Origin of the sequence: Paenibacillus sp. FSL M7-1455 (genome assembly GCF_038004655.1) — a bacterium.
In the GTDB taxonomy this organism is placed as follows: Bacteria; Bacillota; Bacilli; order Paenibacillales; family Paenibacillaceae; genus Paenibacillus_AQ; species Paenibacillus_AQ cookii.
Genome location: NZ_JBBORO010000001.1, coordinates 938,646 through 950,780, shown reverse-complemented (window position 1 = coordinate 950,780; position 12,135 = coordinate 938,646). Strand labels below are relative to the sequence as shown.

Here is a 12,135-nt window from a genome sequence, read left to right as displayed (position 1 = left end):
CCGGTTTTGTCAGGGAAGCGGTCGTATGATGTTAACAAAGGATTGACCCATCACCAAACCCAACATGCTTAGGAGGACTTTTTATGAAAAAATTCGATCATTCCGGCTCCCAAACCGGATATGTATTCATTCACGGCGCCGGATTAAACGGCGGTATTTGGAAACAGGTTATGCATCGGCTTCCGGTTCCCTGTTTGTCGATCGATTTTCCTTTTCGCCAAGCCGAAGATGCCATTAGGCAAAAGATGTCGCTTCATGAGTACATCGCGGACATCAACAACCAGATCGATCGCTGGGGCGTGGAGCGCTTTATCCTCGTCGCGCATTCGCTCGGCGGCGTTCCCGCATTGCGGATTGCCGCGGACCGCCTGGACCAGGTGGCCGGTTTGGCGGCGGTTGGTGCGGTCATCCCTGCGGACGGCGGTTCCTTTCTTTCCGTATTCCCGCCGGCCCAACGCATCCTCATGGCGGCGTTAATGCGCACGTTCGGAACGAGGCCGCCGGAGCAGGCGATTCGCAAAAGCCTGTGCAGCGGCCTGTCGCCGGAACAGGCTGGGGAGATCGCAAAGCATTTCACGCCTGAGCCCCTTCGCATCTATACCGATAAAATAAATGCTCATTGGCCTGCCGGAATTCCCTCGCTATACGTTAGACTTGAGCAGGATCGGGAACTCCCGGCGAAGCTGCAGGAACGGATGATCCAGAACCTTGAAGGCTGCATGACTGCGGCTATAAACTCGGGGCATTTGCCCATGCTGAGCCATCCCGACGAGCTGTCCGCGATTCTTCTCCGGTTTCTAGGCGGGCTCCCCGCGTCGTGAAATCATCCGGCGGCTCCGAAGCCATCGTGTCAAGGCGCCGGTTCCAAATGCGAAGGTTCCATGATGCGCGCTGTACTGCCGTCAGGCGAGAGGAGCTTCATGGAGCCGAGCGGTTTTTTTCTTCATTAAAATTGCGGCCGCTCCGGCGTTCCCCAAACGCTTTTTGCATCGCAAACGCTCGATCAGACTCTCTTAAGCATCCAACTCCGCAACTGGAGCTTATTTCTGGTCAGGCCAAACAAAAAGAGAACGTCCCCAAAAGACCTTCTCCAGCACATTCCCTTTTCCATTGATGGTATCGGTTGACCTGCGGACGGCGCGCCGACCCGCCGCCAACATTCAGACCCTTAGCGAGCCGCGGAACCCTCTTGCGGCATAGTAGGATTCTGCCCCGTTGTGGTACACGAAGACCGTGTCGTAGCGACGGTCGCAAAAGAGGGCCCCGCCGAGTTTTCTAATCCTTTCGGGGGTTAGCACCCAGCTCGACGTCTTCATATCGAAATCGCCCAGCTGCTGCAGTTCCCGGTATTGCTCTTCCGTTAACAGCTCAATGCCCATGGCAGCGGCCATGTCGACAGCACTGTTTTTCGGTTTATGTTCTTTCCTGGACTCCAGCGCTTCCCGGTCGTAACAAACGCTTCTCCTGCCTTTCGGGCTTTCGGTCGAACAATCGTAAAAAATGTATTCGCCCGTCTTGCTGTCATAACCCACAACATCCGGCTCTCCGCCGGTTGCTTCCATTTCATGGAGCGGCCACAGTTTTTCCGGATTTGCTTCGAGTTTTGCTTGTACGTCTGCCCATTCAAGACCCGTATGGCGGCTCATGTTTTTTTCGAAACGGGCTTTTAATGTTTTGAGCAGTCCTTCGCGTTGCTCCGGCGATAACTCGATCTTGGTCATGTTCGTTCCTCCCTTCGCTTGATTTTCCGTATCTTGATTTCAGCTACCCAGCCAATTGCTCCAATAGAAAAGACGTATACTTAAGCAACTGCTGGTTCTTTCAGCATTTTGAAATACAAGCTGCGCAAAAAATGCTTCGTGTTGGCCCGCAAGGTCTCGTTCTCCGTCATGCTGCCGGCCAAAGGGGCACGGGCAATCTTGCTTATCCAGTCAGCAATATCATCGTCCGCCACGGCGTTGCGCATCAATATGACCGTTGCCGCGTTGGCAAAGCGCTCGTCTTCATCGTTCATGTACAGGTAGCTGCCGATGCAAACCTTATTTCGGATCGCTTCCAGCATCCTCAGCAAATCCGAGCCCGTCATCGGCTCCAATCCCGCAAGCGATTCGAAGCCGTCCGCGGCATGCGCCGCCGCATGAGCCCAGCCTCTCCCCTCCACGTAACCTCTCAAATCCGCCTCCAAATCCAGGTACTGAATGAGCTTTGTATTCATGGCTTGCAATTCATCTTTCTGCAAAAAAGGGGTCTGTTTATGCATATACACCGCTACGGGGAGAATAAGCGCCGAAAAAGACCGGGTAAATACCGAATCCGTCCCCTTTTCCCCGATCCTGAAAAAAAGATGATCCTTATCCATTGCGGAAACCAAAAGCCTGCGCATAGCTGCAGGCGAAATGTTCCGCTGCTTCGTCCAGCGGCAAATCGTACTGTAGATCAAATCGTCCCTAAGTTCTGGATCGGTGCTGCCGATATGCTTTAACATGTCCGGAAGCAGCTGCTCCGGGTGCAGATCATCCCCGCTTCCTTTCCGCCCAGCCCGCAAATGCAGCAATGTCGTTTTTAACTTGGCTTCTTCCTCGTTCATGTTCACTCCTCCCTCGCTTATCCGCTATACGAATAGTGTAACCGATTTGTCCCTCGCATTTCAGGGGGATTTCATCGCAAAAAAAACAAACCGGGCATCCCCTTGAATATCATAAAAAATACCTAAAAAGACCCGCGAATCGCCGCGGGCCTTTGATTGCATCCGATTATGAAACGACCGCCTTCCCTTCTTCCGCCAAAACCGGACCGCGCTCCCACACCACGCTTGGAATTTCCCGCTTGAGCACGGGCAGCACGTCTTCGGCAAAACGCTGCAGCTGCTCCTCCTGCTCCGATTCGGCCAGTCCGTCGACGCTGATGCTCAGCACCTGATGACCAAACGCTTCGTGGTAATTCAACACCTTCTCGATGACCCGCTCCGGGCTGCCGATCAAAGCCGGTCCGTTATCGATCATGTCCTCCAGGCTGACGAAAGGCGATTGGTTATGCTTCGAGGATTCGGTCGCGCTGAATGCATTGTAGTACGGCCGATAACGGCGGATCGCCTCCTCCGTCGTCGCTGCGAGATACAGGCTGCCCGATCCGGCACCGACGACGGCGCGCGCCGGATCATGCCCGTAATGGGCAAGCCGCTCGCGGTAATGGTCGATCAGCGCTTTGTATTTGGCTTGCGGATGGAACGAATTCGAGGAGAAAATCGGTTCCCCGAACTGTGCCGCCAGCTCCGTCGAAAGCGTGCTGGACGCGCTGCCGTGCCATACCGGTATCGCCTTCTGATAAGGCCTGGGGTATGTCGTCACCTGCTCCAAAGGCGGGCGGTATTTGCCTTCCCACGATACGTTTTCCTCCGACCATAATCGTTTCAGCAGCCGGTAACGCTCCGCCATCGATTCCCACTGCTCCTCTTCCGTAATGCCGAAAAGCGGATAATGCCGCGGGTCGTTGCCCTTTCCGATAATCATCTCCAGCCGGCCTCCGGACAGATGGTCCAGCGTCGCATAATCCTCGGCGACCCGGACCGGATCCAGCACGCTCAGCACCGTCACCGTAGTCAGCAGGCGGATGCGGGCCGTTTGGGCCGCAATGGCGGTCAGAACGACAGGGGGGGATGAGGATAGGAACGGCGCGCCGTGCCGCTCGCCGACGCCGTAAGCGTCAAATCCGAGCTTTTCCGCGAGGACGGCCTGGCGAATGACGTTCCGGAACTTTTGCTGCGCCGTCCAGGTTTCGCCGGTAACGGCATTGGGGATGTTCATCATCAAGCTGAATAATGCGACCTTCATGAGATCCCTGCCCCCTTAAGGCCGGACCACTTCTGGCTGCATCCCCAAACGGCGTAAAAACCCGGCGCCGTCATACCGCCTGCCCCTGCTCGGTCCGATTCGGAGCAGAGGCATAATGCCCAAGCTCGTCGATCAGGTCGCCGATGGCCGCATCCAACCGTTCCCGCAGCTGTTCGGTCAGCTCGTATCCCCCGTGTTCGGTGCGGCTGACCCACCCGTCGACGGCGAATACGCCGCCCAGGATATTCGTGCCACCTAGCGCGGCCACGACCGGCTTCAGCGCATAATCGACGGCCAGCAGATGCGCGATCGTCCCGCCGATAAATAGCGGCAGTACGATTTTGCCCTGGAAGCCCTTTTGCGGCACAAGGTCCAAAACGGTCTTCAGCGCCCCCGAATAGGAAGCTTTAAACACCGGGCTGGCAATGATCACGGCGTCTGCCTCGTCGACGGAGGAAAGCGCCTCTTGAATGGCGGGACTGTTGAAATTTGCCCTTAGCAGCTCTTCGGCCGGAAGGTCCGCGGCGGAGATCAAATCGACGTCATACCCCACCCGGGCCAACCGGTCCGTAGCATGTTGGATCAAACCGAATAACCGGGATCCGTTTGATGGACTGCCTGCAATCACAGCGATTTTAGTCATCTTCATCCTCCTTAGGTTGAACTATTGCGTCCGTCACTCTTCGCTTGATAGGGTTGCCGCGGTTCAGGAACGGACGGCTTCCGCCCTGGCTTTCGTATACCGGTTCTCCGGCACCGCAAGCCCGAGATTTCCCCTAAGCGTGTCGCTTTCGTATTCCGTTCTGAACAATCCGCGTTCCCGCAGGATCGGCACCACCTGATCCACGAAATCCTCCAGCCCGCGCGGCACGGCGGCCGTGATCATGAATCCGTCCGCTGCTCCGGCCTCGAACCATTCCTGAATCCGATCGGCCACCTGCTCCGCGGTTCCGATGAAGTTTCCGCGCGGCGTTGCGGATTGGAGCGCCACCTGCCGGAGCGTAAGCCCTTTTTCCTTGGCGTTCCGTTTGATTTTGTCCGTGCTGCTCTGAAAGCTGTTTTTGCCGAGATCCCCAAGCTCCGGAAACGGCTCATCCAGCGGATATTGCGAAAAGTCATGATGCTCGAAAAACCGCCCCAAATAGTCGAGCGCATTTTCGATCGTCACGAGGCTCGCCACCTCCTGATATTTGCGCTCCGCCTCCTCCTCCGTGCGGCCGATGATCGGGCCGATGCCGGGAAAAATCAGCACGTCGTCCGGGTTCCGGCCGAAAGCCGCGGCGCGGGCTTTGACGTCCTGCGCAAACCGCAGCGCCTCCTCCAAATTTTCGGCTCCCGCAAATATCGCGTCCGCTTCCTTCGCGGCATAGTTTTTGCCGACCTCCGATGCACCGGCTTGGAAGATGACCGGCCCCCCCTGCTTGGAACGGGCGATATTCAGAGGCCCTTTGACGGAGAAAAACTCCCCTTGATGGTTCAGCTCATGCATTTTGTCCCGGTCGAAAAATACGCCCGTCTCCTTGTTCCGAACGAACGCGTCGTCTTCCCACGAATCCCACAGGCCGCGCGTCACTTCGAGAAATTCCGTGGCGATCCGGTAACGCTTGTCGTGATCCGGATGTTCTTTTTTACCGTAATTGAGGGCAGACCCTTCCAGCGGAGAGGTGACCACGTTCCAGCCGGCGCGCCCGCCGCTGATGACGTCGAGGGAACCGAACTGGCGGGCCACCGTAAACGGTTCGCTGTACGAAGTGGACAAGGTGCCGACAAGCCCGATGTTCGTGCTGACGGCCGCAAGCGCGCTCAGGAGGGTGATCGGCTCGAAGCGGTTCAGGAAGTGCGGAATCGATTTTTCGGTAATGTATAAGCCGTCCGCGATAAAAATCAGGTCCAGCTTGCCCTCTTCCGCCTTGCGGACCCAGCTTTTGTACAGTTCGAAATTGACGCTTGCGGCCGGGTCGACGTCCGGATGCCTCCAAAGCGAAGTTCCTCCGCCGACGCCGTGCAGGAGAGCTCCCAGCTTCAACTGTTTTTGCTTTGCCATGATTATTCCTCCCTTTTGAAAATCCCCTGAAACGGGTCCTCCAACCAAAGCCCTTCCTTATGCCTTTTCCAATGCAAGGGCAGCGGCCTGCCGAATCCGCTCGATCTGGCCGAGATGGCCTTGAACATGACGGACGAAGCCGCGAATGATCGCCTTGATGCTGACGCTCTCCCCTTTAAAGTTGACCCCGGTCTTTTCCAGCTCTTCTTCACTCAACCGTCCGATCAGCAAAGCGTTGTACTCCAAAATCGCGTGAAAGGCATCCAAAATGTCGGACAGCCGCCCTTCGTTCGAATGTTGGCCGCTCACCCAGGCATCCTGATCGAACGCCGGCAGCCTTGCCGCCGTCCCCGCCAAAATGTCCCGGATTCGGAACGAAATCACGAAGCTGTGATCGACGAGATGCGAAGCCACCTCCTGCACGCTCCAGATTTGCGGCGCGGGCTTCCATTTCGCCTGCTCCTCGTTCAGTCCGGCCACCGCTTCGGCCAGCTGCCCATGGGTGTCCAAAAAAGCATCGAAATCCACTTCGCTCATGTTTCATTCTCCTCCTTGTGCAAAGCTTGGCGCAGGCGCTGCCTGCCCCGAAAAACGCGAAAGCGCAAACGGGCCCAGATCATACGGCGGTTCCTCGTCCATGACGAGCTTCGAACAAAGTTCGCCGACGACGCTCGAAAATTTGAAGCCGTGCCCGGAAAATCCCCCGGCGACGACAATATGCGGGTAATGAGGGTGCCTGTCGATGATGAACCCTTCGTCCGGCGAAAGCTCGTATTTGCATGCGGCGCCTTGGATCAGGCGCCCGGACGCGCCGGGCATATATGTCCCGAGGGCGGCGCGCAAATCCACTTCGTCTTCCGGAAAACTTCCGAAGGGCAAGAAGGGTTCACCCGGCTTCCACTCCCTTCCAGCGTCATGCCGCCCGATTTTCAGCCCGGCCCCGCCGATATCCGGAAAGCCGTAAAACCCGCCTTCCTCCGTATGCAGCGTAAATCCCGGAAATCTCCCAACCTTGTAATCCGGACCTGCGGTTTCGAACCAGCCGACCGTCTTGCGGACCGCCCTCACCGGGATGGAAACGAACGGTGCCAGCGTTCCGAACCATGCCCCTGCGGTCAAAATCGCCGCGGCTCCGTGAAATTTGCCGTTTCGGGTATGGACCACGACGCTGCCTCTCCGGGCCGTAATGCCGGTAACGGCCGAATGCGTCAGCAGCTCGGCTCCGTAGGCCAACGCCAACCTTTTGTAGGCGTCGACGCATGCTTCGCTGCGGAGGTACCCGGCCGCCGGCTCAAACATCGCTTCGAAATGATCCGGAATCGCCAAACCCGGCCAGCGCCTGCGAACTTCGTCCGCATTCAGCTTGACGGCGGTAACGTCGTGTTTCGCGGCTTCCGCCAGGCGGCCATGAAAATTATGAAGCTTCGGGTCCGCCATATTGAGGACGCCGGACTGCACCAGAAGCTGGGTTTCCGCCTGATCCTCAAGCTCGTTCCACAGCCGGTGGGCATGAACGGCCAGTTCCGTGTAAACGGGGTGGCCTCCGTAAGCATGGCGGATCAACCGGGGTTCCCCATGATGGCTCCCTTCCCGGTGCGGCGGGTCGAAGGCATCGATCAGCAGCGTCCGCACGCCCCGCCTGGCCAGATGATAACCGGCGCTCATGCCCATGGAGCCCGCTCCGACGATGATGACGTCATAGCTTTGGATCATGGTTATCTCCGCTCACCTCCGGCGGCTCGGAGCTGCGCCAATGCGCGTTCGGCCAATTCGGCAAAAAAACGGATGCTGACCGGAAGCGCCGCTTCGTCGAGCGTAAACGCCGGATGATGCCACTCCTGCGTACCCGCCGTCCCCATGAACACGAACAATCCCGGAACCTTCCGCTGATAGACGGCAAAATCTTCGCCTGCCGGCGACGGCGCGGGGACCACGGCGCGAAGCCCGGCGGCGGCCGCCGCCTCCCGGCCGAGTTCCGCCAGCGCCTCGTCGTTGTTCACCGGCGGCGGCCCCTCGATCCAGCGCACGCCGGCGCTGGCGCCGAGAGCGGCCGTCACGCCTTCGACCACCTGGCTGAAGCGCTCCAGCACCCGTTCGCGTACCGTCTCGTCGAACGTCCGGATCGTTCCTTCCAGCACCGCCCGGTCCGGGATCACGTTCCAGGACGCTCCGCTATGGAGCTGGGTCACGCTGATCACCGCGCTCTGCAGGGCGCTCACGTTCCGGCTGACGACGGACTGCAGCGCCGTAATGACATGGGCGGCCGTGACGATCGGATCGAGCCCGGCCTCCGGAACGGCCGCGTGCGAGCCCTTCCCTTCGATTTCGACGGCAAAGCCGTCCGCGGCGGCCATGAGCGGCCCGCCTTTGATGCCGACGGTTCCGACCGGCAAATCCGGCTTGTTGTGCATGCCGAAGATGGCCTGCACCCCTTCGAGCGCCCCGGCGTCGATCACCTGCTTGGCTCCCTTGGCTTTTTCCTCGGCCGGCTGAAAAATGAGCCTGACCGTTCCCTCCAGCTCGTTTTCCTTTTCTTTCAGGGCATACGCCGTTCCGATCAACGCGGCGGTATGGAAATCATGCCCGCAGGCATGCATTTTCCCGGGGATTTTGGAGGCAAAAGGCAGCCCCGTCTCCTCCTGGACCGGCAGCGCGTCGATGTCCGCGCGCAGCGCGATCACGGGTCCGGGCTTCCGGCCACCGACTTCGGCTACGACGCCTGTCGCCAAGGGGTAATCCAGGATGCGGATCTCCGCTTCCTCAAGCCATGCCCGGATCGACTTCGTCGTTTCGAACTCCTCGTTCGACAGCTCCGGATATTGGTGCAAACGCCGGCGTATGTTTATGAATTTGTCATAACCGGTTTCGGCCACCGGCTCCAGTTGATGTCCCGTCATCATTTCCACCTCCTGTAAAATGAAGGCCGGCAGCCATCGCCAAATGCAGGCCATGCCCGACCCGAATTTTTATACCTCCGCAACCGCCCCGTTCAAGGCCTCGGCCAGCAGTTCGAAGGAACGGAGACGTTTCTCGAACGGAGCGATGTTGCTTGTCACGATGATTTCATCCACGCCGAACGACCGCTGCAGCGCCTCTAGCTTCGCTCTTACGGAGGCCTTCGTCCCTTTGGTGATCAACGGCTCCTGCTCCTCGATCGTATACGGCTCGCCGGCCTGCCGGCCGAATTCCTCCGCTTGCTCGCGGGTGCCGAGCGTCAGCGTTTTGCCGCTGGACAGATGGATCTTCACCAGCTTCTGGGAGGCGACCAGGCTCTCCGCTTCCTCCTCCGTATCGGCTACGACCACGGCAAGCGCTATAATCGCCTGCGGCCGGGTTCCGCGTTCAGCGTTAAAGCCCTCCCGGTATTTCCGGATCGCTTCGAACGCCACGTTTTCATCCCCGTTGATAAACAAGGAGAACACATACGGCAGTCCAAGGCCGGCCGCGATTTCCGCGCTGCCGACGCTGGCGCCCAGCACATAAATTTCAGCGGGCCGCTCCGCCAGCGGGACGGCTTTCAGCCCGGCCAAAGGATGATCCGGGGCCAGGCGGTTATGCACATAGCCGTCCAATTCGGCGATTTTGTCCGTCAAGGAGGCGGCATCGGCATTTCCGCGCTGCAGCGCCTGCGTGCTGCGGGGCAAGCCGCCCGGCGCGCGACCGATGCCAAGATCGACGCGCCCCGGCGCCAGGGAGGCGAGCACGTTGAAGTTTTCGGCCACCTTGTACGGGCTGTAATGCTGCAGCATGACGCCGCCCGAGCCGATGCGGATGCGATTCGTCTTGGCCAGCAGATAGGAGATCAGCACCTCCGGGGAGGAGCCTGCCAGCTGCTCGGAATCATGGTGCTCCGACACCCAGAAACGACGGAATCCAAGCCGCTCCGATTCCTGCGCCAGCAGCACCGTGCGCGCCAGGGCTTCGGCTCCCGTTTCCCCCGGGTAAATCGGGCTTTGATCGAGAACGCTTATCGTAATCGCCATAGTTTTGTCCTCCTAAATGCTATAGTTAAGTTCCGGCGTGATCCGCTGCAGAAATTGCTTCGTCCGCTCCTCGCGGGGATGGTTGAAAATCTCCGACGGCTTGCCTTCCTCGACGATGACGCCCCCGTCCATAAACACCACGTGATTCGCCACGTCCCGGGCAAACCCCATCTCGTGCGTGACGACGATCATCGTGATGCCTTCCTTCGCGATTTTCCGGATGACGGCCAGCACCTCGCCGACCAGCTCCGGATCCAGCGCCGACGTCGGTTCGTCGAACAGGATGACTTCGGGTTCGAGCGCCAGCGCCCGGGCAATCCCGACCCGCTGCTGCTGTCCGCCGGAAAGCTGGCTCGGGTAAGCATCCAGCTTGCCGCCAAGCCCTACCTTTTCCAGCACCGCGATGCTGCGGGCTTTCGCTTCTTCTTTCGGCAGCTTTTTCACGACGACAAGGCCTTCCATCACGTTTTCAAGCGCCGTTTTATGTTTGAACAGATTGTATTGCTGAAACACCATCGCCGATTTTTGGCGGAGCCGGTAGACGTCCTTTTTGCCTGCACGCTTGCAGTCCAAGGTGTAATCCCCGACCGTGATCACGCCGTCGTTCGGCTTTTCCAGCATGTTCACGCAGCGCAGGAGCGTCGTTTTCCCCGAACCGCTGGGGCCCAGAATCACGACCACCTCGCCTTTTTGCACGGTCAGGTCGATGCCCTTCAAGACTTGCTGGCGCCCGAAGGACTTGGTGATACGGGTCAGCTTGATCATGCCACTCCCCCCCGATTGTACATATTGATTCGTTTCTCGATGACCGCGGTCAGCCGTTCGATCAAGAGCGTCAGCCCCCAAAAAATGACGGCCGCGGCCAAATAGGCTTCGAAAAACTTCCAGTTGGTCGACGCCACGATCTGCGCCTTCGCGTTGATTTCCACCACGGATACGGCAAAAGCAAGCGTGGAGCCGTGCAGCATGCCGATGACGGAATTGGACAGGTTCGGCAGGCTTGCGCCCAATGCCTGCGGGAAAACGATCCGCCGCAGCGCCTGCGGCGTCGTCATCCCGATCGAATAGGCCGCTTCCAGCTGGCCCCGGTTCACCGCGAGCAGCCCCGCTCGGATCACTTCCGACATATACGCCCCCGCCGTTATGGAAAAGGAGATGAAAGCAAAACCGATCATCGGGATCGAGGACGGTTGGAACTTCCATCCGAACTGGGCGGACACGGCGCCAAGCAGCATCGGCAGCCCGAAATAAATGAGCAGCAAATGCGTAAGCATCGGGGTGCCGCGGATAAAGGTCACGTAACCGGATGCGATCTGCCCCAGGACGGGGACTTTGTAGATCCGAAGCAGCGCTGCGATCAGGCCGATGATAAACCCGCACGAAACGGATACGGCCGTAATCGCCAGCGTCGTGGGAATCGACGGCAGCAGCTGGGTAAAAGCAGTCCAGATAAAAGAAGGATCGATTTTCATGCTTCCGCTCCTCCTTTGCCTGAACCGATGCCCGCGATCAGCCGCCGGTAACCGCGTTTTCTTTGCAGCCGGAACCGTCTTTGCCCCGCAGGATCGGGCAGCTCATGCCGCAGCAAACGGCGCTCCGCGATCCGCAGCAGCTTCTCCAGCGTCAGGCTGACGGCCAGATAAATCAGCGATAGCGAGATGTAGGCTTCGACGAAATGCTGCGTCAGCGCCCCCAGCGTGTCTGCTTTGCCCGTCATTTCCATCACGCCCAGCGTGAATGCGAGCGACGTGTCCTTGAGCAGCGCGATCACAAGGTTCGAGAACACCGGAACCGCAATCGCAAGCGCCTGGGGCAGCACGATCCGGCTGAACGCCTGATACCCCTTCATCCCAATGGCATACGCCGCTTCCACCTGTCCCCGGTCCACCGCCGTCACCGAAGCCCGAATCGTCTCCGACATGAATGCGCTGGTATGAAGGCCGTAAGTCAAAATGACGAATACGAGCACCGGAGCTTTGGACATGTCGATCTGAACCAGCTTTAGGATCTCGGGAAGGCCGTAATAAAACAGGAACAGCTGGATCAAGATCGGGGTCCCGCGGAAAAAGGAGACGTAGACCCTGGCTAGCCCGTTCAACACCGGAATCCGATACAGACGGGGAAGGGCGATGAGAAAAGAGACGACGATCCCTACCAGAAGCGAACCTGCCACGATCAGCAGCGTCATGCCCAGCGTCGACAGCAGCTTTGGAAAATAGCTGAAAATATACGTGTAATCAAACGGCGCTCCCATGAGCTTCCTCCTTCCTGCCTCTCG

The 12,135-nt window shown here is 58.7% G+C and carries 13 protein-coding genes; 1 reads left to right on the top strand and 12 read right to left on the bottom strand.

Annotated elements, in window-relative coordinates; genetic code table 11:
• The first annotated feature begins 83 nt into the window (after window positions 1–83).
• Window positions 84–821, top strand: coding sequence for an alpha/beta fold hydrolase (locus NYE48_RS04345; protein ID WP_340997081.1), 738 nt, complete (start codon window positions 84–86; stop codon window positions 819–821).
• Window positions 822–1,160: 339 nt separating this feature from the next.
• Here NYE48_RS04345 and NYE48_RS04340 read toward each other — a convergent pair whose 3' ends face one another.
• From NYE48_RS04340 to NYE48_RS04285, 12 genes are all read right to left on the bottom strand, one after another.
• Window positions 1,161–1,721 carry a DUF4256 domain-containing protein gene (locus NYE48_RS04340; RefSeq protein WP_212950240.1) on the bottom strand — a complete coding sequence of 187 codons (561 nt, stop codon included), beginning with the start codon at window positions 1,719–1,721 and terminating at the stop codon, window positions 1,161–1,163.
• A gap of 80 nt (window positions 1,722–1,801) precedes the next feature.
• Window positions 1,802–2,587: a DUF2785 domain-containing protein gene (locus NYE48_RS04335; RefSeq protein ID WP_340997078.1), complete on the bottom strand. Its 786-nt coding sequence runs from the start codon at window positions 2,585–2,587 to the stop codon at window positions 1,802–1,804.
• 166 nt (window positions 2,588–2,753) lie between these two features.
• A complete protein-coding gene (locus NYE48_RS04330; RefSeq protein WP_212950238.1) occupies window positions 2,754–3,830 on the bottom strand; it encodes an LLM class flavin-dependent oxidoreductase in 1,077 nt (358 codons plus the stop codon).
• 70 nt (window positions 3,831–3,900) lie between these two features.
• Complete coding sequence (gene ssuE / locus NYE48_RS04325) at window positions 3,901–4,473, bottom strand: NADPH-dependent FMN reductase (RefSeq protein WP_340997074.1); 573 nt, start codon at window positions 4,471–4,473, stop codon at window positions 3,901–3,903.
• A gap of 63 nt (window positions 4,474–4,536) precedes the next feature.
• The gene (locus NYE48_RS04320; protein WP_340997072.1) at window positions 4,537–5,874 is read right to left on the bottom strand and encodes an LLM class flavin-dependent oxidoreductase; all 1,338 of its coding nucleotides are present in this window, start codon (window positions 5,872–5,874) and stop codon (window positions 4,537–4,539) included.
• A 57-nt stretch (window positions 5,875–5,931) separates the two neighbouring features.
• Window positions 5,932–6,411 (bottom strand): DinB family protein, encoded by a 480-nt coding sequence (locus NYE48_RS04315; RefSeq protein ID WP_036709113.1) that lies wholly within the window; start codon window positions 6,409–6,411, stop codon window positions 5,932–5,934.
• A 3-nt stretch (window positions 6,412–6,414) separates the two neighbouring features.
• On the bottom strand, window positions 6,415–7,587 hold the full coding sequence (solA, locus tag NYE48_RS04310) for an N-methyl-L-tryptophan oxidase (protein ID WP_340997070.1): 1,173 nt from the start codon (window positions 7,585–7,587) through the stop codon (window positions 6,415–6,417).
• A gap of 2 nt (window positions 7,588–7,589) precedes the next feature.
• Entirely contained in the window at window positions 7,590–8,771 is a 1,182-nt protein-coding gene (locus NYE48_RS04305) for a M20 peptidase aminoacylase family protein (RefSeq protein WP_052146928.1), read from the bottom strand.
• 69 nt (window positions 8,772–8,840) lie between these two features.
• Window positions 8,841–9,857, bottom strand: coding sequence for an LLM class flavin-dependent oxidoreductase (locus tag NYE48_RS04300; RefSeq protein ID WP_340997068.1), 1,017 nt, complete (start codon window positions 9,855–9,857; stop codon window positions 8,841–8,843).
• Window positions 9,858–9,869: 12 nt separating this feature from the next.
• The gene (locus tag NYE48_RS04295; RefSeq protein WP_036709101.1) at window positions 9,870–10,622 is read right to left on the bottom strand and encodes an amino acid ABC transporter ATP-binding protein; all 753 of its coding nucleotides are present in this window, start codon (window positions 10,620–10,622) and stop codon (window positions 9,870–9,872) included.
• Window positions 10,619–11,329 carry an amino acid ABC transporter permease gene (locus NYE48_RS04290; protein ID WP_036709098.1) on the bottom strand — a complete coding sequence of 237 codons (711 nt, stop codon included), beginning with the start codon at window positions 11,327–11,329 and terminating at the stop codon, window positions 10,619–10,621. The genes NYE48_RS04295 and NYE48_RS04290 overlap by 4 nt, the downstream gene beginning before the upstream one ends.
• A complete protein-coding gene (locus tag NYE48_RS04285; RefSeq protein ID WP_212950229.1) occupies window positions 11,326–12,111 on the bottom strand; it encodes an amino acid ABC transporter permease in 786 nt (261 codons plus the stop codon). Before NYE48_RS04285 ends, NYE48_RS04290 begins: the two co-directional genes overlap by 4 nt.
• Window positions 12,112–12,135: the final 24 nt, after the last annotated feature.